The organism is Paenibacillus sp. BAC0078 (genome assembly GCF_054483875.1).
This window is the reverse complement of the sequence record NZ_JBTLRW010000009.1, coordinates 203074-224223: the sequence shown is the minus strand read 5'-3', so window position 1 is coordinate 224223 and position 21150 is coordinate 203074. Positions and strand designations below refer to the sequence as shown.

Below are 21150 nucleotides of genomic sequence, written 5' to 3'. Positions count from 1 at the left end.
GCCGCACAGCACAAAAACAGGCGATGCCGGTATTCCCGGAGCATCGCCTGCAGGCTGAAGTTATTCTTTTAGCTAATTCTCAAGATTCCATCCAAGCCTCGTCGTCCTCGTAATGGCTCGTATCCCCGTGGAGCAGAATCTCCACCTTGCCGTCGGTAAATTCGAGCTTGCACAGACAGGTAGGATAAATATAAGGCAGCTCCCACAGCTTGTTCATGACTCTCTCTTCGAAGTAGGCCATCAGCACTTTGATCACTACCGTATGCGTAACAATCAGGATATTCTGCCCCTCATGCTCCTCCACGATTTCCCCCAGCTTATCGAGCGCACGCTTCTGCACTCCGGTAAAGGTCTCGCTGCCCTCAACGCTGAATTTCTCCGGGTCCTGCCAGAAATAGCGGTGCTGCTCCGGGTCCTGTGTCTGAATCTCCGCCGAGTCGCGCCCTTCCCAATGCCCCATGCTGATCTCCTTGAACTCGTCACAGGGAATCAGCGGCACATTCCGCTCCCCGCGGACAAGCTCTGCCGTCCGCTGCGCCCGGGGACTAGAGCTTGTATAAATGACATCAAGATGTTCCTGCCGCAGCCCCTTGTTCAGCCACTTCGCCTGCAGCACACCAAGCGGCGTAAGCGCCGAATCGAGATGCCCCTGCATCCGGTTCTGCACATTCCACTCTGTCTGTCCATGCCGTGTCAAAAAAACCGTTGTTGTAGCCATATCCATCCACCCCTTTTTTATAACAAACACGATCCGATTCTCAAAGCTACAGCCGGTTCCGTCCCAGCCACTTCACAGCATAATCCACAATCTCACGCTGCGGGATGAGCTCAGCTGCGGCTGCGGCGATAGTTCCATATGTAATCCGTCCCGTCTCTTGTCCAAACTCTTCACCAATCCTGGCAAAATCGTCCGAGTTCCAGTTGCAGTCCTTGAACTCCACCCATTGTCTGACGCCACCCGCCAGCATCGGCGCTCCCGCGATGACCTCCTGCTTCCCGGCATACTCCGCCCGGTATTCAGCCAAATGCAGCGAAGTATTGTTGTAATTGTCTACCCCAAGCAGCAGCACGCTGCCATTCAGCTCATAGATTCGGGCCAAGGGAGACCGTTCACCCAGACCATACTCCAGCGCATGGCCGTCAATAATCACATCCCGGTGCTTGCCCCATGCTGCAAAAGAGTGAATCGGATGGCTGCTGCGCCTAACACCCTTTTGCTTGCGGAAGGTGTCGGGAATAATCCCCATTCCCCGCAGCAGCGTAAGGTCCGGGTCGTAGGCCGGCATCTGCTCCCGGATGCTCTGCCACCATGACTCCGGCACCGGCGGATTACTCCAGCCCGACGGATCGGTCAGATCGGAAGAGTGGGTCGGCATCACGAGCGTTCCCTCTTCCCCAAGCACCTGCTCCAGCGCAAGAATAACGGCAACCGGCCCGCCAGCCACCCACTGGCCCAGCGATTTAAAGGATGAATGCAGCAGTAGCGTCATGCCCTCCTGCACACCCAGGCTCCGAAAATCTGCCGCCAGCGTCTCTACAGTAATTAATTCTCCTTGTATCTCTTCCATTCAACACTCCACCTTCACATTTGCCTAGCCCAGCCCAGTCCAACTTTGCACGCCGAACCTTGCGTTTTCTTCGATTGTTTACTTAATTAGGTGGAATTTGGGCAACTAATTCTTCTTATAACAAAGGTAATCCGGGTTTAGGTGGAATGAATCCATTTACATTTTCAAGAATCGCTGAAATATAGCCAAAAGGCGCTTCTACCGGAATTTTAAGTGACCTTTTTCCACCTAATTCGTAAAATGGCCTGAAAGTTAATAAATTAGTTGTACTTTTTCCCACTAACTAAAAGTAAGTCCAGAGTCAGAGGCGACCCCGGGCAGCGGCGCTGCCTGTGAGCCAAAGAGCCAGGCGGTGGCACTATCTGCCGCATAGGCCAGATGCTAACGCTACTTGCCGAGCCATAGGCCGGGCGGCGGCGCTGCCTATTAACCATTGAGCCAGGCGGTAGCACTATCTGCCGCATAGGCCAGATGCTGACGCTGCTTGCCGAGCCACAGGCCGGGCGGCGGCGCTGCCTATTAACCATTGAGCCAGGCGGTAGCACTATCTGCCGCATAGGCCAGATGCTGACGCTGCTTGCCGAGCCACAGGCCAGGCCGCGTCTGGTCTAGCCACGGAACCAGACGGCAGCTCCATACGCAAAACCCACAGGCCAAACTGTGGCGCTGCCTACTAACCGCAAGCCAGTAGGCAGCGCCACAAGCCGGTCTGTCAAGCTTCCCCACCTCTCCTCGGATGCTTGAACGCTTCCCGCCGCATCGCCCTGCCCATCGTCACCTCAGCGACGCATACTCGCAGCCAGCAGCAGCGCCCTCCCACGCTCCGGCCTACGATTCCTTATCCCCCACATTCCCGGAATACCGCTCCAGCAGGAGCTTGGCGCGGTATTCGCCGGGCGCGATGCCCTCCAGCTCCTTGAACACACGGGTGAACTGCTTGCTAGTCTCGAAGCCGACTGCTTCGGAGACGCCGGCCAGCTTGATCCGGTTCTCGGAGAGCAGCGATTTGGCGTGGCGGATGCGGACTCTTTTGAGATACAGCACAAAGCTCTCTCCAGTGTAGGCCTTGAAGGCCTCACTGAAATAAGAATAATTCAGCGACACATGGTTGCTCACCATCGCCATATTCAGTTGGCGGGCATAGTTCGCCTCGATGTAAGCCAGCGCTTCCTCCATATCGGCATGCTCGGTGTGGGCCGATCTAATTCCTATAATATAATCGTTCACTGTGATGAGCAAATGCTCAAGTGTCCGGTAATAGTCGTGGAAATGGCGGAAATTATACAGATTGCCTACCGTCCGGTACAGCTTCAACACTTCTACAGAGGCCTCCCCGTGCAAGCGGAACACCTCATCCAGCACCCGTTCGTTCATGCTCCGGCCCACACTCTCCACATACGCCAGATCCAAATGCTGCAGCTGATCGAGCTGAAAAATCGTCCCGAGTAAGCTCTTAATCTCCTTCTCGCGGTCTGTGCCCAGCATGTTCAGCAGCTTGCGCAGCTCCTCCTCCGGCGCAGGGAACTGCAGCCGCCCTTCCCGCAGATCCGCGTAGTCCATGAAGCTGGCCTGCGGCGGAAGGAAGGTATACTGCAGCGCCCGGCAGGCTTCCCGGTACCCGGTGTGGAAGTCTGCCGGATTCCGGGCTTCGCAGCCGATGCCGATCAGCAGCCCCTCCAGCTCCCGCGAAGCAGCCAGCCCGGCCAGCTCCCTGAAATCGTCCCTGCTCCTTCCGACCAGCACCAGCTTCCCTTCCCAGTCCGTCAGAATCTCCGCGAACCGTTCCTTCAGCGGGCCGCTCAGCCGTTCCACCACCCCCTGCACTTCCGCAGGCTTCATTCGCGAGCCGTCGTTATAATAGAAATTCAGCACCCCTACTGTAAAAGGAACCGGCAGCCGCTTCAGCTCCTCCTGCTGCTCCGGGGAAGGCTGAACAGCCTCCTGCAGCAGCAATCCGCGCAGACGGGTAGTGCGCAGCTCCCTGCGGTAGCCTTCCGCCTCCTCCGCACGCTTGCGTGAGCTCGACTCCTGCTCCCGCCACTCCCGCCCAATCTGCTCCAGAATCCCGAACAGCTCCTCGCGGCGGATCGGCTTCAGCAGATAGTCCTTCACGCGGTAACGGATGGCGCTTTTCGCATATTCGAAATCATCGTAGCCGCTCAGGATTACAACGGCCGGCCCCTCACCGCCTGGCCCCGCTTCAGCGGACAGACGCTCCAGCAGCGTAATCCCATCCATGACCGGCATGCGGATATCGGTAATAATAATATCCCTGCGTTCCTGCCGGTAGAGCGCGAGCGCCTCCTCCCCGTTCCCCGCAAGCGCGATGCTGTATACGGACGGGTATTCCCGTTCAATCATGGCCCGCAGGCCATGGCGGATCATTTTTTCATCATCAATTATCAGCAGCTTCTTCATGTCTGTCGATCCCCTGTCAAAAGAACTTTAGGCAGCGTCATTAACACCGTCGTCCACTTCCCCACTTCACTCCGCACCTCCAGCCCGTAGGCCCCGCCGTAGAAGAGCTGCAGCCGCTGATGCACATTGCGCAGTCCGATGCCTCCTCCTCTGTAGCCGCCTGCTGCAAATCCGGAGGCATCCGCACCCGGCTCCTCTTTGGCATAGATAGATTCATGCAGCTCCGATAGCCGCTCTGGTGTTAGCCCGCAGCCATTATCGCGGATCGCGATTAAGATATCTCCCTCCGCCTCCGAAATCCGGATGGCAATGCTCCGCTCGGCAAGCTCTTCCGCTCCGGTGGACCAGGCGTGCTTCACACTGTTCTCCACAATCGGCTGCAGCGACATCTTCAGCACTTCAAGCTCCAGATAAGGGGCGTCAATTCCCAGCTCCAGCATAACCGGATGCTCAAACCGGATATTCATCACTTCAATGTAATTTTCGATATGGCGGATTTCATCCCGCAGCTTCACATACTCGCCGGACCATTTGAAGTTATAGCGCATCATGCCGCCAAGCGAGGTCAGTGCATCGGAGATAGCCCGCTGATTCTCAATTTCCGCCAGCATTTTAATATTCTCCAGCGTGTTATAAAGGAAATGGGCATCAATCTGGTTATGCAGTGTCCGAAGTTCAGCCTCCTTGGAGAGCGCCTGCTTATGTACCGCCTGGGCCACCAGTGTATTAATCGTATTCATCAGCTTGGAGAAATGATGCGCCAGCTCGCCAACCTCCCCGCCCCCGCGGATGCTGATGCTTGTGTACGCTTCTCCCCTGCGGGCTTTTTTCATCGTTTCCGTCAAGCGGCGCAGATTCTTCAGAATGAAGGCATTCAGCACATAGGCAATCGCCGTAACCAGAAAGATAAAGCCGATATTAAGTCCGATAATCAGATTGCGGGTATGCGAAATACGCTCCATGACACTGTCCATTGACACCACGTTCAGCAGCGATGCTCCGATCTGTTCCAGCGGGGTATGAATCAGCAGAAAGGATTTGCCGTTCTCCTTGTAGTGGACATCCCACTCCCCGGTCTCCGCGTACTTCTGCAGGCGCTTCGAAATCGCTCCGGTCAGCTTCGGATGGGCCTGCACGAAAGAGTTATCCGGGCGGGTAAATAACTGTACCCCATCACCCGTAATGAACATTTGCGACTGGTTGTCGCGCACATCGGTGTAGGTCTTCGGCGTGAAGCTGCTGAGCAGCATATCGACCTGAAGCATTCCGACATGATGCCCGGCAGGAATACTGATCTCCCGCAGCAAAGAGACCTTTGGCTGTCCCTCGGGGGGATTGCCGGAATACCGTTGCATAAGATCAGGATCATCACTCTGAAAGGACCACAGCTCCTGCCCCTTCAGCTCCAAGGCCTTTTGAAACCACGGCTCCATGGATACCCGGTCCTCCCGGAAAATAATCGGCCAGATCTCATGCACATTCCTGCTGCCCGAGTAGAGCCGCAAATGCTCAATATTCGGGTTGTTGATCTGAATGCGGTTCATGTTCACAAAGGTCGTTGTATTAAAATCTATCAATTCGCTAAGCGACGGGTCGCTCTCATTCACCAGATAATTCTGCACCGCCTTGTCGGAATACGCCATCTGCGCTGCCCGCTCCATAGCTTCGATTTGATTGAGGATATGCAGCTTCTCCATCTGCAGCACATAGCTGTTCTTGTCCACGGCATCCCGGACATACGTATTGTTGATCGCCCTGTAGGAATAGACGGACACCAGCAGACAGGGGCCCAGAATGATAAAAATATAAGCCGCCACCAGCCGGCTCTGCAGCGATCTCCGCCCCCACCAGTAACAGAATGAATTCCATAATGCGCTTGCCCGTTCGTGTATACTCACTTTTTGCACCCTGCACCTCACCTGAACGGCTAATTAAAAAAGACAATAACCCAAAAGCCCGCAGCTAGCGGGCAATTGGGTCCTTCGGCAAATTCACATGCCAAGCTTCTTCTTATTCTCTTCATATTTCTTCTGGCGGTAGTCGTCAAAGGTCTTCTGGCCTTCTTTTTCCTTCTTCGCCAGGTAGTCGCTCCAGAGCTTATCGAATTCGGCATCGGAGGATGCCATCAGCAGCTTCGGCATTGTTTTGCCGCGCAGATTCTTCAGCTTCGTGGCGATAATGCCCTCCGGCGAGTTGCCTGTAGGATCAATCTGCTGGAATTCCGAGGTATTGACGGCTTTACCGCGGGTCCAATCTTCGAGCTGTTTGAACGGCTCAACCGATTTGGGAGCCCACTGGTCGGTGATATTCGTATTTTGCAGCATCCAGAAGGTGAAGGACGAGCCGTATTTCTTGTCAAATGCCGAACGGTCCTTGTTCATCAGATCAAAGGCTTCAGGAAGAAACTGGTCTTTACCGTCAATTGTATCATAGCTGACTCCTTTTTCGCCGAGGAAAAGATCCTTGTTCCCTTCCTCACTGTTCAGGTAGCTGAGGAATTTAATGGCGCGCGCTTTATCCTTGACATCCTTGGAGATCAGCGTTACCGTCCAGCCGGAAATTCCGGGGCCGTTCAGGGCCGGAGGGTCCAGCTTGGTGTTGGCGGGTCCGTCAACCGCGATATAGGTCTGTTCAGGATTCTTTTGGAAGATCGTACCGAGCTGGGAAGCGAAGTCCGTCCGTTGATAGAGCATCGCGAAGTAGCGGCCCTGAGCGATCTTTTCTTCCATTTGAGCCCGTTTGTCGATAAAAATATCCTTGGCCAGCAGTCCATCCTGATTGGCCTGGCGGAGCGTCTTCATCCAGCGCACATACTCTGGGTCCGTTTCGCGGTCATAGACCTTGCCGTCCTTCTCCCACGGGATGTTCAAGAAGTTCTGAATATAGCCTTCAAGGGAGTCGTTGCCATTCTCGGTGAACTCATGCAGACCCAGCGGAATCAGCGGCTGGCCGTTAATCTCCGGGAATTTCTCTTTTGCCATTTTCAGCGCGTTCAGGAAGCCTTCCGGTGTGCGCATATCCGGGCTGCCAATGGCTTCATAGATATCCTTACGGACGACAAAGGTCTGGTTGGAGACGTAGTTCGCTCCGTATTTTTTATAGTCAGCAGGTGAAGAAGAAGAGTTCGGATAGCCGTACACATTACCGTCCGGCTGCGTGTACCAGCCCAGCTTGTCGGCATCGGACACCTTGAAGAAGTATGGATCATATTCTTCGGCCAGCTTGTTCAGCGGCAGCACCAGCTCGCCTTCGATCATTTTCTTAATGGCGTCTTCCCAGTAGCCCAGCGTAATGAAGTCGGGCAGCTTGCCGGAGGCGATCAGCGTGTTGAGCTTCTCATTCTCGTTCCCTGCCGGGACGATGAAGTTGATGTTTACGCCCGTTTTTTTCGTTACATATTGAGAGGTTGGATCTACGCCCCATTTATTCGGGAACCAGGCAAAGTTCAGATACCAGTCAAACGTAATCGGTGAGGTGTCGCTTTTCCAGCCCGGCTCATCCGCTGAAACTGCAGCTTTTGTCGGTTCTGCCGATGCTGTGGCAGTCTCCGCTGCGTTCGTTCCGCTCCCCGTATTATCCTTGGCATTGGTTCCGGCGTTATTGCCGCTTGAACAGCCCGCAACCGTGAATGCCAGTATCAGCCCCAAGAGCAGCACCATTGTTTTCGGCTTACGTTTCATGCCCATGCTTATTTACCCCTTTTCTAAGATTGTAGATTATAAGCTCAACTCCATAACCCATATGTAGGGCGCCGGAGGAGTTATTCTTGCTTCAGCCCTTGATCGAGCCGATCATCATGCCCTTCACGAAATAGCGCTGCAGGAACGGATAGACGAACACAATCGGCAGTGTGGTAACGACCATTGTTGCCAGCTTGATCGACTGCGAAGTTACGCTTTTGGTAACACTGCTGCCCTGCACGGCTACCATCATCTGGTTGGAGCTGGACTGCGCCACGACCCTGAACAGGTAAGTCTGAATCGGCTGCAGATCCGGATTATTGATATAGATGATGCCGGCAAAATAATCATTCCACTGATACACGCCATGAAAAAGAGCAATCGTAGCAATGACCGGCATAGATACCGGAAGCACAACCCGCAGGAAGATGGACCAGTCGTTCGCTCCGTCAATGCGCGCCGCCTCCTCCAGCCCCTCGGGAATCTCCCGGAAGAAGGTCATGAAGATAATCAGATCGAAAAAGCTGAACATCACCGGAATGATGTAGACCAGAAAATTATCCAAGAGGTGCAGGTCCCTGTTCAGCAGGAACGTCGGGATGAGTCCACCGTTGAAGAACAGCGTGATGGTACCGAGCAGGATATACAATTTACCGCCAATCAGCCCTTTGCGTGATAGTGCATAGGCCACCATCGCTGTGAAAAACACATGTACCGCCACACCCAGCACGGTTTTGGCTACCGTAATGCCCATAGCCTGCATAATGCCGGGACTCGCGAACACTGCGTCGAAATTCTTCAGGCTGAACACGCGCGGCCACCAGTAAATTCCGCCGAGCATCGCATCATTCCCGTCATTGAAGGCGTTGATCAGCACATACCAGATCGGGTACAGCGTCAGGAAGCAGACACACAGCATAATCAGATTGTTGGCGATATCGAACAGGGCTTCGCCTTTGGTTTTGCGTTTGAGAGCAAACATGAATCATTCCTCCTTGTCCTAGAACAGCGACGTATCGTTGATTTTTTTGGATACCTGATTGGCAATCAGCAGCAGAATCAGCGCAATGACCGCCTTGATCAGAGTGACCGCCGCAGAGTAGGAGAAGCGGTTCGAGACAATCCCTGTATAGTAGATGTAATAGTCAATTACGTTGCTGGCGCTGTCGTTAAGCGAATTGCGGAGCACCAGAATCTGGTCGAAGTTGGAGTTCAGCACACCGCTGACCGCCAGAATGAACAGGATGCTGATCGTCGATTTAATCGCCGGCAGGGTGACGAACCACATTTTCTGGAACCGTCCGGCCCCGTCTATCGTCGCGGCTTCATACATTTCGGGGGATACCCCGGAGATTGCCGCCAGGTAGATAATCGCTGACCAGCCAAGCTCCTTCCAAATATCCGAGGAAATGACAATCGTCCAGAAATAGCTCGGCTCTGCAAGATAAGTAATCGGCTGGTCAATCAGATGGAGCGACAGCAGAATGTTGTTGATGATCCCGACATCGGCCAGCCAGGTGGCGAGAATTCCGCCCAGCACGACCCAGGAGAGAAAATGCGGCAGATACGAAATGGTCTGGATCGCCTTCTTGTACCTGAGCGAACGGACCTCATTTAGAAAAAGCGCGAAAATAATCGGCAGCGGGAACCCGATCAGCAGCTTGATCAAGCTGATGCCCAGCGTATTCTTGATAACGTTGACCAGGTCCTCATCATCGAGGAACTCCCTGAAATGCTCAAGCCCCACCCAGGGCGCTTCGGCAATCGACTTCACGATGTTATATTCCTTGAAGGAAATGATCAGCCCGTACATCGGAATGTAGTTGAAAATAATCATCCAGACCACGCCGAGCAGCGCCATTATCTGCAGGTGACGCTGGGCCAGCAGTCTCCTCCACAGTGTGTTTTTCGGACCTGAACCGGTTTCGATTTGTGGCGGCAGCAGCGGCTTCATCGCCGGGCTTGCACCGGCGCTTCGTTTGTTCTCCATCTTATGGACCTCCAGGTTTTAAGTGAAGCGCTTACAGCTTCATGTATTTATTGTATAGGCTTTTGGGGGTGGGTGTAAGGGCTGGGATTTCGTATTTGGGGGCTGATTTTTCGGCTATATCGTTTGAAGCAAAGTGCAGCTGGATCGGTGAATACCGTGACTTCGGGGAATGTTTGGACTTCCGGCCGCTGTTATGTTTGGATTTCTCTGATTGGAACCGCTGATTGCGGTAGAAATCCAAACATAAAGGCGAACGCTGGCGCTCCTCCAGTTCCAAACTTCCCCTTCGCCACTCCCACCTTTCAGGGTGGACTTTAAATTCAAAAGATATAGAAAATCAGGCGGGAGCAGGAAAAAAGGGAGGCCTGTTCAGCCTCCCTTTCCGTGCCGCCTCTATCAGGAGTGACTTGGTCTCGGCATACCTCGCCCGACCTTGCTGCTCTCGTCACAAATTGTCTCGCGCCGAACCCGACTGACCGTTTGCCACCTAATTCCATGGCGTAAACTTACCTGCTCACCTAGGCCACAAGTTGTCTCACGCCAAACACGACTAACCACCTGCTGCCTAATTGTCTAGCGTAAATTTACCTGCTTGCCCAAGCAACAAATTGACTCGCGCCAAACTTGCCTCCTCTCCCTGCCACAAATAGATTCATGCTGAACTTCTTGCCCATGGAGAGGCAGCATTCTTTCGCACGCAGCATTTGGCATATCCAGTTTCAGCATGACCCAAGCTCTGAAGTGGAAAAAGTACCACTAATTCTGGGGTTGTTGCTACAATAACGCTTTTAGTTGGAAAAACTCCCACTAATCTGACCGAATGAAGCCGCAAACCCCGATTTCACTAAAAATAGGTGGACAAATTCCAATATAGCTCCATGCAAGCGGAGATTTCGGCAGAATAGTTGGAGAAATTCCACCAAAATCTCTGACCTTGCACATTGTATTCCATTGCGGGCAGCGGGTATAGAAGCGAACTGACTGCTCCTATTCCAGAGCCGCCCGGATTTCGGCGATATCTCCCCGGCGCAGCGCCTCGGCCTCTTCGCCGCGCAGTAGCGCTCCGGAAATCCGGCTTACGGTTCCGTCACGGTAGGCCAGCGTCATGCTCCGGATCACGGCCCTGTCTGGGCCATAGGTATTCAGGTGCCGGGGGTTGTAATATGTTACCTTGGTGTTTCCCAGTAAGGTGAACGTTACATTCCCCTGCTCGTCAAACAGCCAGCCCGGCAGCGCCGGGGCAAGCGACAATGCAAGCTCGCCGCCTGCTACCGAGAAGATGCGGCTTCCGGCCATCATCGTCCGCCACATACTCAGGAACTCAGCAGTGGAGCCGCTCAGTCTGGCTACGAACCCTCTGCCATGTGTCCCGGGGTCAGGATTGCCGCCGGTGGAGATGAAAGAGGAGTTCTCCAGCGTGCTGCGCCCGTATACCGCCGGATCGAGGAAGGGAATGAGCGAGGTCTTCATCTCACTGTAGAATTCATCGTATAGTCCGGCCTTCAGCAGCTCCAGCAAATATTTGTAGGACATGTGCAGGAAGTTCGACTCCCGCTCCTGCCAGCCCGGCGTGAACGCACGTATCCGTCCGATTTCATTGGACTCCTGCTCCAGCGAGACCGATGTGCGGTACATTGAGGTGACCGGATCATACAGCTCTGTTTGCTTGATCCGGTTATAGATTTGCCGGGCCATGACCGGACTGTCCAGCGTCTTCAGCCAGCGGGTCGGCCCCTCCAGGAAATAAGGCAGGGCATAGGCCTCGAATTCCTCCACTACCGCCTTAGGCAGACCGTAACCGCTTATCACCGGATTGCCCGCCTCATCTGTAACCGCCTGAAAACGCGTCGCCTCAAACCGGAAATAGGTTGGAACCAGACCGCCGCCCATCTCTACCGCCCGTTCGATGCCTGAGTCGATTTTGCGCAGGAATTTGCCAAGTGCCTCACGGATGAAGGCAAAAGTTACTGTACATTGCTCTCCGGTGATGCCAAAGCGGATGCTCTCCCGGTAAGCTTCACGCGCCGAGGCTACGGTATCCCAGTATCCGAACTGGGTCATCTCCCCTGCCAGCACAGCCGTTACAGCGGAATGCACCTGCTCAAGCAGCAGGGACATTTCTGCAGGGAGCTCTGCAGCGCTGGTGCTGTTCTCTTCACTCTCCAGTACCTTCAGCATAAAGACGATCATCCGCTTCAGTTCAAATGTCTCGCTCATCCCTGAACCGAATAATCCCGGCAGGCCGTTCATGGCGTCATTCCAGCCCGGCTTGTTGCCCTCCATCTCCACCCCCATGCCGTAAGGGTCCAGTGTGGCGAATTTGTTCAAGGCCAGGGACAGCAGCTTCACGAACAGGCTGGTGCGGTAAATCTCCCCATGTCCGCCTTCGGTGCGGAGCCAGCAAGTCTCCGAAGCCTTCCGCTTCAAGCGGTGCAGCTTCTCCTCATCCTCCAGAAGCGCGCCGTATTGCCGGACCTTGCCGCCGCTAAGCACGTATTTCTCGCTGCGCGGCAACACGTAGGCCGGGCTGTCGTAGAAGGCATAGGTTGCATCACCGAACAGCAGCTCCTGCCTGCGGTCAGGATACACATCCAGATAACCCTCCACCAGATCGAGGTTATAGGTCCAGTGGTCGGACCAGAAGCCTTCGCCGAAAGCAGCTTCAAAATTCTGCTGCGACAGCGCCAGCACACCGCCAAGGAATTCCTCCTCGCTCACCCTCAGGGAGACATTGTGATCGCCGATGTAATTAATCAGGCGTCCCGGTGTGAAGCGGGCGGTGCAAAGCTTGCCAAGCTCCTCCTGATGATCCGCCGCAGCTTCAGCGATCCACTCTGCAAGCCTCTGTTTCTGGTCCGGCAGAATCTCGAAGCTGGTGCCCTGCACACTCAGCGGATTATAGCCGTCCGCCTGAATCAAGCTGTAGAACATCTTGATATTGAAGCTGCCGACCCGGGGATGGAAAAACACATCATTCCGCCGGTTCTGATTCATATCGCGAAAATTCCCGTTGCCCTGCGAATAGTATTCCGGGGCCAGCGAGAAAAAGTTATAGTCCCGCTCCATGTCGCCATGCTTGCGCGAGAACAGATGCACAACAAATCCATCTCCCCCGTTGTCGAAGACAAAAGGATATCCGCCGCGCAGGAGGTTGTCGAGATAGGACTGCCGGCAGTAGGCATCGAACAGCGGTGAGGACGTCCGGGTGGCAATATCCGCTGTCAGCTCTTCCGTCAGCTTCGCTGCCTCCTGCATTTTGGCGGTAATATATTCATCGCGGCAGAGCTCCGCCGCCCTCCGGTTAATTCTGCCGATATCGCTGACATGCCCGATGATCGTGTTCAGGATCAGCCTGCCTCCCGGTGCAAGCGTCTGCTCTGTACCGCTGAAGCCGCAGGGAACCTTGTTGACCGGATACTGCGGCTGTGCGAGCAATTCTGCAAGCTCCAATTCAGCGAAACGCTCCGGGTAGGCCAGCGAAGTATTACCACCGAATACCGTCTCGAAATCCACAATCGGCGAAAGCCTATCCCCCTCTGCAGTGAAGGACAAATAGAAATGGCCGTTCATGATTTCACTAATCTGGGCATCATCATTCGTACTGGAGCGCAGCTTGTAGAACGGGATTCCGTTCTCCAGATTGTAGACCTCCATCCAGCTCCGCAGCAGGTTGCCCATCTCCTTGTATCCGCTGTTCGCTACGCCGTAAGGCAGAATCTCCGGCAGACCGTCCAGCAGTTCAAGCTCAAGCTCCCCGCCGCTGGTATTCTCCAGCTCCACCCGCCGGACCAATGCCGCATAATCGTCATTCGGAAGATTGAAATAATGCACGGTTGTCTTCAGTCCGATCCCCGTATGGGACTCCTCAATAGTCAGCCCGTTTGGCAGGATCGTCATCGTCCGCTTCACTGCGGAATCAGGCCGTGCCGACTGGAACGGCTCATAGATATCCGCCAGCCCTTTGATCTTCATGAAGGTGCGGAAGCCGGACGAGGCCACGTTTTTGTAAGAAATGTTCGCTGGTGCAAACTCCATGATTGGTGAGTTTTTGTCGCGTACCCCGAAGCTGCATACCCCCTGGCCCCGATTGACATAAAAGGTCCACATCGGAATGCCCTTCATTCCGGCAAGTCCGGGCAGAAAGCTGGCGAACGGCTTGCCCTCATGAAACTGCTCCATCACAAATGCACCTGAATTAAAATAATAATTGCCCATATAATAGCCTCCTCATAATTAAAATCGAAACCGGTTTCGATTTTATCAAAAAAAATTTGCGCCTCCCAGACGGACTCATGTATTCCCGCCCGGCGGCGCGCAGGATTCGCGCACGACCACTTCCACAGGAAGCGTCAGCTTCTCCTTTTTCTCCCGATTGCCGTCAATCGAAGCCAGCAGAATCTCCGCAGCCCGTGTGCCAAGCAGCTCCGTATCCTGCCGAACTGTTGTCAACGCCGGCGTAACGTACCCGGCAAGCTCAATGTCGTCATAGCCCATCACCGAAATATCGCCCGGTACGGAGAGCCCTTTGTCTTTGGCGGCCATTATCGCTCCCAGCGCCAGCAAGTCCCCCGCAGCGAATACGGCGGTTGGACGCTCCGGCAGCTCAAGCAGCTGCACCATCGCGCCATAACCTCCCTCGCGGGAATAAAAAGCGCCCTCGACGATGTAATCCTCCCGGACCTCAAGCCCCCGCTGCTTCATTGCCGCTGCATAGCCCAGCTCCCGCTGGCTTCCCGGATAGGTGTGCCCGCCCCCCGAAATATGGGCAATTCTATGGTGCCCCAAGGAGGCCAGATACTCTACCGCCTGCTGCGCTCCTCCCACGTTATCCGAGCAGACCGTATGCGACTCTGCCGTATCATAGTCCAGAATTACTGTGGGAATGTCACTCTCCAGCAGCTCCCGGAAATACGGGTCCTCATAATCCGACAAGAACACAACGACTCCATCCACACCGCGAATCCGGCAATTTTCCAAATATCCGCTTTGCTTGCCGCCGACATCCTTCGAAATAAACATCAGGGCGTAACCCTTGGCCACAGCAACCTGCTTGAAGCTCTCAATAACTGCGCTGAAAAAGGGATGGCGGATGCCCACTCCTGAGCCTTCGACAAACAGCACACCGATCGTCCATGATTTCTTGGTGGTCAATGTACGGGCATGCGCATTCGGCAAATATCCCATCTCTTGAGCTGTCCGCAGAATCTCCTGGCGTGTCTTCTCCCGGACGTCGGAGTAGTTATTGAACGCTTTGGATACCGTGGTTGGAGAGTAGCCGGTTTTTTTGGCAATATCATAAATCGTTGTCAATCCGGTTCCCTCCCGCTGGCCAAAATGTAAGCCCTTTATTGTTCACTGCCATTCTAACGCCTTTGCACTCGGCCGTCCAGCATAAAATATCTCTGCACCGAAGGCAGCAGCGTAACAATCTGTATCAGCATTCCAAGGCTCATATAGCAAATATGGATCAAAGAAACGGCGTTCAGCATATACGTCTGGACCATGATCCAAATGATCTGCCCGAAGCCGATGTACAGGGAGAGGGACCACGCGCTATGCAGGGTTTTGAACGGAGTCAGTGCAGACGCCCATGTCCACTGCGGTTTCTTGATCAGGCCATACAGCACCAGCAAGGGCAGCAAGCCAAAGATCACCAGCAGCAGCAAGCCCGGGATTGCAAAATTCACAAAAGGAGATCTTTCCAGTATAGAAGCTGGCATTCCGATCATTTCTCCGCTGGGATCAGCCAGCAGCGTCAGCCCTCCCCCTATCGCTCCAAGCCCCAAAAAAGCCTGAAGAATATACAAACAAATGACGGCCCCCGGCCTCTTCTTATGTTTCTCCATCCTGCTCCCCCATTTTCGAAAAAGATAGCTTGGAGCGTCCCATGATCCGCATCCGTAAGCCTCGTAAGTAAAGTTTACAGGTTTCCCCGCCTGCCTGCCAAGACAGATGTCACAAATTAGGAGACAAGCTGCTTATTCCGGCCGCTGTGTGAACCCCTGCGCTTTGCGCTATACTAAAGTTACCAATAAAAAGAAGGGAATGGACTGGCGTGCTGCATGCGTCCTTCCAAATATGCTTATGACCGATACCAATCTGCCATTATCCAAACAATGCGCTTACTGCAAGCAATATAAACCGCTCACCGAATTCCGCAGACGCACGGGCAAGCGCTCCAAGGGCCAGTCGCGCCGGGGCGCCTGCCGGGAATGCCGCAGGCTGCGCGAGGCCGGGAATGCCCAGATGCAGGTGCAAGTAAAAGGGGCCCCGGCCCTCAAGGAAGCCAAGACGCCCCATACCTCATCCGGGAGCAAGGGTAAGACGCGTCCGCGCGCAGCCGATCCCCGCCCGAAGGCTCCGCAGCTGCGGGGACCAAAGCCTGATCCCCAGGATGCCTCGGCCCTGGTTCCATCCGCCAAAGGTATGATTCTGATGCGCGGCCACAGCGACAAGGGCCGCCGCTGGCATCAGGAAATTGATCTTGAGCTTGCGGTGACGCTCGTCAAAGAGCATGCCGCCCTGGTGGTGAACCGCCGGACGATCCGCCGCATTTACAGCAACAAGGATTTCCGGGCCTACATTCTAACCAGGGACAATTACACCTGCCACTTCTGCGGCCTGTACGGCGATACCATCGACCATCTGCTGCCGCGCGCCAAAGGCGGCCACACCACGCCGGACAATTGCGTCTGCGCCTGCAGCCTGTGCAACCAGACCAAGGCTGATCAATATGTGGAGGAGTTTATGGGGCGGTAGCGCCAAGAAACGGAACATTAGTGATCAAACATATGGCTCAACCTAACAATAGTAGTTGACTGAGGGAGTGGAAAGTGCAATTTTCGTGCCAGTACCGGAACAAGTCGGGAAAAAGCAATGAATATCAAAATAGTGGGAAAATCGCCCTCTATTCTGCGAAGGAACAGGTCTCATAGGAAAATTGAGGGAAACCGTCCCCCTATATTTGGACGGTAGCCCTTCCCGTGATAAATTGGGCATTTATACAGGGAGGAATTCCCCTTAACTCGTGGGTAATGGGGATTTCATGCGGAGTAGCGGGTCTTATTCCTCTTATTTTTATCAGGCCTGCCACAGTGAGCCGGGAGTTATGTATTCCGGGCCCTACATCAGCAAAAGCGCTCCCGCCTCAGAGATACGCTGTTCAAATGAACAGCGGCCTGGGCTGGGAGCGCTTTGTAGAGCTCACGTAATATTCTTGACCCGGCCGACCTGGCCGTCTGTCAGCCGCACCTTGATTCCGTGCGGATGGCGGGGCGAGTTGGTCAGAATATCTTTGACTACGCCGTGTGTAAGTTTGCCTGTAGCCTGATCCTGCTTCAGCACAATATCCACCTCAAGTCCGGGGCGGATATCTGCTCTAATTTGGCCGTTCATGATGTTCTCCCCTTTCATGAGTTATAATAGAGCTACATTTACGGATAAGGATGGGACAGCAATGGCCTTCGGAATTAAGAGAGAAGAATTAACCCGCTGGAAGCAGGCGGTCTCCGCAGGCGAGATCGCTTTCCTGACACATTATTGGCTGGACCCGCGTTTCCCGGGGATGACCACAGTAACCAAAGTCGGCTGCAGCGATCTCTCCCGGCTGAGAAGCTGGTGCGAGCAGAACGGGCTGCCGGCCCAGTATATTCATAACCGCGAGCCTTTCCCGCACTTTGATCTTATGGGAACGAAGCAGCAGGAAATTCTCCGGCAGGAAGAGCAATGGGAGCAGCTCGAAAGGTTTCATATGCTCTGATCTAGCAGACACGGCTGCGCCGTCCTTAAAACGGTAATCGTGGGGGCCTCGGACTACTTGGTGTTCCGCAGCTCCTTCATAATCTTCCGCCCGGTAGGGGTCTGGGCCAAGCCGCCTCCTGCCGTCTCGCGGTGCTTCTCCGGCATAGCGGAGCCGACCTCCAGCATAACCTTGATCACCTCATCGGACGGGATTACACTGCGTACTCCGGCCATTGCCATATCTGCGGCGGCGAGCGCAGTAACAGCACCGAAGCCGTTGCGCACAATGCAGGGAATTTCCACAAGCCCGCCTACAGGATCACAGATCAGCCCAAGGGTATTTTTGAGCGCAAGCCCAACGGCATGAACCGCCTGCGCCGGTGTTCCGCCGCGCAGCTCGGTCAGTGCTCCCGCTGCCATCCCGATGGCCGAGCCCACCTCAGCCTGGCAGCCGCCCTCCGCCCCGGATACAAACGAATTATTGGCAATCACATAACCTATCGCACCGGCAGCGAACAGACCGGATACCATATAATCATCATCCCAGCCGAAACGCTCCTGGCAGCTTAGGAAGACACCGGGGATAATTCCGCAGGAGCCTGCCGTCGGCGTAGCAATGATGCGGCCCATTGAGGCGTTGACCTCCGAGACAGCCAGAGCATACGCCATGGCCTGGCCGGCAGGTCCGCCAAGACAAGGCTCATCCGCCGTGTTATAGGCAGCAACCCGCTGGGCGTCAAGACCTGTCAGACCGCTGCGCGAGGTGGTATTCTCCGTCATGCCGCGGTGTACCGCCTCTTTCATAACGCCATAATACTGGCTCATCGTAGCGAATTCCTGCTCCTTGGACCGCCCGGATTCTTCGCTCTGCTCCTCCAGCATAAGTTCGCCGATGGTAAGTCCCCGTTCTTCACATAATACAGCCAGCTGGCTTAACGTTTGAAAATTCATCTTGTGCTTTCCTTCCCTTTCTGTTCTCGCCCATTCTCATTCAAATCCACGATTTTTACCGATTTCACGGCCGGTAAGGCCATCAGGTCCCGAAGCAGCTCCGGCTTCGCCGGCTCGTCCAGCTCCAGCACCGTCAGGGCAGCGCCGCTGCGGTTCTTGCGGTCAAGCGACATATGCCCGATATTAAGCTCTCCTTTGCGCATCACATCCGTTACACTGGCAAGCACCCCAAGATAGTCCATGTGCTGAATCAGCACTGTCGGATACATGCCTGTGAGCTTCACCCCGAAGCCGTCAATATCAACGATTTCAATATTTCCGCCGCCGATGGATGTGCCTGTAAGCGTCAGCTCCGTGCCTGTCTCCGCGCCGACAAGACGCAGTCGGACCGTATTGGGATGGGGGAACAGGCCCGTTCCCTGCCCGAAGGAAATATTCATCCCGGCTTCGGCAGCAAGCTGGATGGAATCGGGCAGACGGCGATCATCCGTAGCGAAGTCCAGCAGTCCCCCGGCAATCGCCCGGTCCGTGCCATGCCCTTGATACGTAGCGGCAAAGGAGCCAAAGAAGGTCACCTCAGCTTCACGCGGCTGCTCACCCAGCACCTGCCGGGCCGCTCTGCCAATCCGCGCTGCGCCCGCTGTATGCGAACTTGAAGGCCCGACCATAGCCGGGCCAATAATTGAGAATACATCTTTAAACCGCATTGTTCAGGTCTCCCGCTATCAAAATTCAAAATTCTACAATATATTCTTCCTGTATATTATACAGCAGCAGCATAAAAGCTACACCGTGACATCAGTTGTTACCTACTACCAGGACTATCGCTTACGAAATGAACTAAAAACAGGGAAAACCGTAAGGAAGGCTGGTTCAATCAGAAATAACGGCAGGATATGCCGTTGTTGGAGCAAGATTGGACCGTTCAATCAGAATTAACGGCAGAAATGCTGTTGTTGGAGCGTGACGGGGTGAGTTAAGTAAGGAAGTTCCACCTCAGCTACCCGGCAAGTAGGGTGAACACGTCCAAAGCCATTTATTCCTGAAACTTTGAGTGCAGGGTTTAAAAAAATCCGTATGCGATTACCCTGTACCTAGTGCCTTCCAGCGTATTAGCAGGTATCCTGAGAAAACAGGACGATGCCATCCCGCTCCTGCCAGCCGGTGCCTGCCCAGAAGCTGCGGCCGAGACCGTTGTCCTCTATGACCATCAAATGGCATTTCATAATCCCGGACTCCCGCAGCTTCTGCAGACAAAGGGATACCAGTTTCCGTCCGACTCCCTTGCCGCGGCTGTCTTCACTGACGGCCACATGATACATGTACCCTCTGCGCCCATCATGGCCACACATCGCAGTGCCGGCAATTGTGCCGTCCTCATTCTCGCAAATCTGGCTCATCCCGGGATTGCGCTCCAGATAGCGGACAATCTCTTCCCGGGAATCTGCGGAGCTGAGGCCCATTCCCGCCGTATTCTCCCATAACCGATAAGCGGCTTCGTAATCATTGGCAATCATTGGTCTGTAGTTCATCTTCTACTCCTTTTCTATTATGTTCATATGTATGGATAAGCTCTTCTGCAGACGGCTTCCAGCTCTGCCGGGGGCAGCCCGGCCAAGAGCAGCAACGCTTCATAAGGATCACCCGCAAGTCCCAGTAGCTTGGCAAAAGCAGGCTCCGTCTTCATTCCTTTGCTCTTCAGCAAGATCACCTCTTGGCGGAAGCCCGGTCCCAGCAGATTCAATATCCGATCCTCCACCAAAAGGTGTACATATCCGTTCTGCTTTTCTGTGGCCAAAGGCTGACCAAACAGCTCTACCGGCCAGCCGCCCGCCACAAAATTGACTTTGGTGCGGAGGAATCCCCGAACCGTCCGGGTCACCGCGCTATAACCTTTCCAGTGTCCGAAGAATCGGCTGGCTTCTGCGCTAAACCGCCCGGAGTCATGGACCTCACAAATGATATCCAGATCGCTGCCCTCCACCTGAATTCCCAAGGGAACCGTTCCGACCAGCAGCGGGTGATATTCCTCCAGCAGCTCCATAATGCGCAGCTCCCGCAGCAGATGGCAGACCTCTCTTTGCACCTCCGTTCCCCGTTCCAAATAGTCCAGAGTCTGCAGCTTGTCCAAATTCAGCATGCCGGCCCCTCCTTCATCTAACTTAGTCCTTGGGCCATATGATGGCTTACGGACAACTGGCTGCGCACGCTTTTCTGGGCGGATGCATAAAAATATACCGAATGGCCGATGCACACAAGCAACATCGCCCAATGAGCCTTATATCCCTATATGTCACGGGAGCCTGTATTCAGGTCAACAATCCCTGAAAGGATGTAAAACCCATGAACAAACACAAAGAGTACGACCTTCCGTCCGTCAGGCTAAACGCAGGCATGTACGCATTAACCAAGCTGTCCGCCGCCGGACTGACCTTTATGCTGGTGTCCCTGCTGACGCTGGGAATCCCGCATACGGATGGCGTACCCGAGGGCTGGCCGACATCGGTGCCCTATGCCATTTATGCCTACGGCTTGCCGATGGCACTGGTGGCGGATGCGCTCCTGCGCATATTCCGCTCCTCTTCTCTCGTCCCGGCCCTGGTCGTGTACGCCGCCGCCGGTTATGGTGCTGGCCTGTGGCTGGCTTCGGAGCAAGGCGGCGATGCCCTGAGCTCTGGCATCGCCGGGATCTGTGTGCTGCTCCTTTTCCGGCTCGCGCAGTTGGCCGGTGAACGCCTGCCGCTCCTGCTTCCCGTGTTCGCTTTGTTCGTCCCGCTGCTCTGCCTGGTGCTGTTCTGAGCTG

The 21150-nt window shown here is 54.7% G+C and carries 18 protein-coding genes; 3 read left to right on the top strand and 15 right to left on the bottom strand.

The genetic code is table 11. The features are described from left to right. Positions 1-79: 79 nt before the first annotated feature. The 10 genes from ACX1DY_RS18465 to ACX1DY_RS18420 all read right to left on the bottom strand — a co-directional run bounded on the left by ACX1DY_RS18465 (position 80) and on the right by ACX1DY_RS18420 (position 15502). Positions 80-718, bottom strand: coding sequence for a histidine phosphatase family protein (locus tag ACX1DY_RS18465; RefSeq protein WP_458965661.1), 639 nt, complete (start codon positions 716-718; stop codon positions 80-82). Positions 719-764: 46 nt separating this feature from the next. Further along, entirely contained in the window at positions 765-1568 is an 804-nt protein-coding gene (locus ACX1DY_RS18460; protein ID WP_458965660.1) for an AAC(3) family N-acetyltransferase, read from the bottom strand. An 828-nt stretch (positions 1569-2396) separates the two neighbouring features. Beyond that, the gene (locus tag ACX1DY_RS18455) at positions 2397-3986 is read right to left on the bottom strand and encodes a response regulator (RefSeq protein ID WP_458965659.1); all 1590 of its coding nucleotides are present in this window, start codon (positions 3984-3986) and stop codon (positions 2397-2399) included. Then, positions 3983-5884, bottom strand: a complete 1902-nt coding sequence (locus ACX1DY_RS18450) for a cache domain-containing sensor histidine kinase (RefSeq protein ID WP_458965658.1) — start codon at positions 5882-5884, stop codon at positions 3983-3985. The genes ACX1DY_RS18455 and ACX1DY_RS18450 overlap by 4 nt, the downstream gene beginning before the upstream one ends. Positions 5885-5977: 93 nt before the next feature. After that, a complete protein-coding gene (locus ACX1DY_RS18445) occupies positions 5978-7672 on the bottom strand; it encodes a type 2 periplasmic-binding domain-containing protein (RefSeq protein WP_458965657.1) in 1695 nt (564 codons plus the stop codon). Positions 7673-7757: 85 nt separating this feature from the next. Further along, on the bottom strand, positions 7758-8648 hold the full coding sequence (locus ACX1DY_RS18440) for a carbohydrate ABC transporter permease (RefSeq protein ID WP_458965656.1): 891 nt from the start codon (positions 8646-8648) through the stop codon (positions 7758-7760). An 18-nt stretch (positions 8649-8666) separates the two neighbouring features. Further along, positions 8667-9620: an ABC transporter permease gene (locus ACX1DY_RS18435; protein WP_458965708.1), complete on the bottom strand. Its 954-nt coding sequence runs from the start codon at positions 9618-9620 to the stop codon at positions 8667-8669. 1023 nt (positions 9621-10643) lie between these two features. Continuing rightward, on the bottom strand, positions 10644-13871 hold the full coding sequence (locus ACX1DY_RS18430; protein WP_458965655.1) for a cellobiose phosphorylase: 3228 nt from the start codon (positions 13869-13871) through the stop codon (positions 10644-10646). Between the two features lie 75 nt (positions 13872-13946). Continuing rightward, positions 13947-14966 (bottom strand): LacI family DNA-binding transcriptional regulator, encoded by a 1020-nt coding sequence (locus ACX1DY_RS18425; RefSeq protein WP_458965654.1) that lies wholly within the window; start codon positions 14964-14966, stop codon positions 13947-13949. A gap of 53 nt (positions 14967-15019) precedes the next feature. Further along, entirely contained in the window at positions 15020-15502 is a 483-nt protein-coding gene (locus ACX1DY_RS18420; protein WP_458965653.1) for a hypothetical protein, read from the bottom strand. 199 nt (positions 15503-15701) lie between these two features. Between ACX1DY_RS18420 and ACX1DY_RS18415 the strand changes: the two genes are divergently transcribed. Then, on the top strand, positions 15702-16415 hold the full coding sequence (locus tag ACX1DY_RS18415; protein ID WP_458965652.1) for an HNH endonuclease: 714 nt from the start codon (positions 15702-15704) through the stop codon (positions 16413-16415). Between the two features lie 444 nt (positions 16416-16859). Here the strand turns inward: ACX1DY_RS18415 and ACX1DY_RS18410 are convergent, their stop codons facing one another. Continuing rightward, the gene (locus ACX1DY_RS18410) at positions 16860-17051 is read right to left on the bottom strand and encodes a YwbE family protein (protein ID WP_458965651.1); all 192 of its coding nucleotides are present in this window, start codon (positions 17049-17051) and stop codon (positions 16860-16862) included. 61 nt (positions 17052-17112) lie between these two features. On the opposite strand from ACX1DY_RS18410, the gene ACX1DY_RS18405 reads away from it, so the two are divergent. Then, the gene (locus tag ACX1DY_RS18405; protein WP_458965650.1) at positions 17113-17415 is read left to right on the top strand and encodes a hypothetical protein; all 303 of its coding nucleotides are present in this window, start codon (positions 17113-17115) and stop codon (positions 17413-17415) included. Between the two features lie 53 nt (positions 17416-17468). On the opposite strand, the gene sdaAA is transcribed toward ACX1DY_RS18405, so the two are convergent. The 4 genes from sdaAA to ACX1DY_RS18385 all read right to left on the bottom strand — a co-directional run bounded on the left by sdaAA (position 17469) and on the right by ACX1DY_RS18385 (position 20487). Continuing rightward, the gene (gene sdaAA / locus ACX1DY_RS18400; RefSeq protein ID WP_458965649.1) at positions 17469-18347 is read right to left on the bottom strand and encodes an L-serine ammonia-lyase, iron-sulfur-dependent, subunit alpha; all 879 of its coding nucleotides are present in this window, start codon (positions 18345-18347) and stop codon (positions 17469-17471) included. After that, positions 18344-19054, bottom strand: a complete 711-nt coding sequence (sdaAB, locus tag ACX1DY_RS18395; protein ID WP_458965648.1) for an L-serine ammonia-lyase, iron-sulfur-dependent subunit beta — start codon at positions 19052-19054, stop codon at positions 18344-18346. Before sdaAB ends, sdaAA begins: the two co-directional genes overlap by 4 nt. A 405-nt stretch (positions 19055-19459) precedes the next feature. Then, positions 19460-19879 (bottom strand): GNAT family N-acetyltransferase, encoded by a 420-nt coding sequence (locus tag ACX1DY_RS18390; RefSeq protein WP_458965647.1) that lies wholly within the window; start codon positions 19877-19879, stop codon positions 19460-19462. A gap of 23 nt (positions 19880-19902) precedes the next feature. After that, a complete protein-coding gene (locus ACX1DY_RS18385; RefSeq protein ID WP_458965646.1) occupies positions 19903-20487 on the bottom strand; it encodes a DUF4269 domain-containing protein in 585 nt (194 codons plus the stop codon). A 203-nt stretch (positions 20488-20690) separates the two neighbouring features. On the opposite strand from ACX1DY_RS18385, the gene ACX1DY_RS18380 reads away from it, so the two are divergent. Continuing rightward, a complete protein-coding gene (locus ACX1DY_RS18380; RefSeq protein ID WP_458965645.1) occupies positions 20691-21146 on the top strand; it encodes a hypothetical protein in 456 nt (151 codons plus the stop codon). Positions 21147-21150 lie beyond the last annotated feature (4 nt).

Coding starts and splice junctions, on each gene's coding strand:
- ACX1DY_RS18460 (WP_458965660.1), bottom strand. CDS start 1,568: ATGGAAGAGATACAAGGAGAATTAATTACTGTAGAGACGCTGGCGGCA.
- ACX1DY_RS18465 (WP_458965661.1), bottom strand. CDS start 718: ATGGCTACAACAACGGTTTTTTTGACACGGCATGGACAGACAGAGTGG.
- ACX1DY_RS18415 (WP_458965652.1), top strand. CDS start 15,702: ATGGACTGGCGTGCTGCATGCGTCCTTCCAAATATGCTTATGACCGAT.
- ACX1DY_RS18410 (WP_458965651.1), bottom strand. CDS start 17,051: ATGAACGGCCAAATTAGAGCAGATATCCGCCCCGGACTTGAGGTGGAT.
- ACX1DY_RS18385 (WP_458965646.1), bottom strand. CDS start 20,487: ATGCTGAATTTGGACAAGCTGCAGACTCTGGACTATTTGGAACGGGGA.
- ACX1DY_RS18405 (WP_458965650.1), top strand. CDS start 17,113: ATGGCCTTCGGAATTAAGAGAGAAGAATTAACCCGCTGGAAGCAGGCG.
- ACX1DY_RS18390 (WP_458965647.1), bottom strand. CDS start 19,879: ATGAACTACAGACCAATGATTGCCAATGATTACGAAGCCGCTTATCGG.
- ACX1DY_RS18420 (WP_458965653.1), bottom strand. CDS start 15,502: ATGGAGAAACATAAGAAGAGGCCGGGGGCCGTCATTTGTTTGTATATT.
- ACX1DY_RS18380 (WP_458965645.1), top strand. CDS start 20,691: ATGAACAAACACAAAGAGTACGACCTTCCGTCCGTCAGGCTAAACGCA.
- ACX1DY_RS18455 (WP_458965659.1), bottom strand. CDS start 3,986: ATGAAGAAGCTGCTGATAATTGATGATGAAAAAATGATCCGCCATGGC.
- ACX1DY_RS18440 (WP_458965656.1), bottom strand. CDS start 8,648: ATGTTTGCTCTCAAACGCAAAACCAAAGGCGAAGCCCTGTTCGATATC.
- sdaAA (WP_458965649.1), bottom strand. CDS start 18,347: ATGAATTTTCAAACGTTAAGCCAGCTGGCTGTATTATGTGAAGAACGG.
- ACX1DY_RS18435 (WP_458965708.1), bottom strand. CDS start 9,620: ATGAAGCCGCTGCTGCCGCCACAAATCGAAACCGGTTCAGGTCCGAAA.
- ACX1DY_RS18430 (WP_458965655.1), bottom strand. CDS start 13,871: ATGGGCAATTATTATTTTAATTCAGGTGCATTTGTGATGGAGCAGTTT.
- sdaAB (WP_458965648.1), bottom strand. CDS start 19,054: ATGCGGTTTAAAGATGTATTCTCAATTATTGGCCCGGCTATGGTCGGG.
- ACX1DY_RS18445 (WP_458965657.1), bottom strand. CDS start 7,672: ATGGGCATGAAACGTAAGCCGAAAACAATGGTGCTGCTCTTGGGGCTG.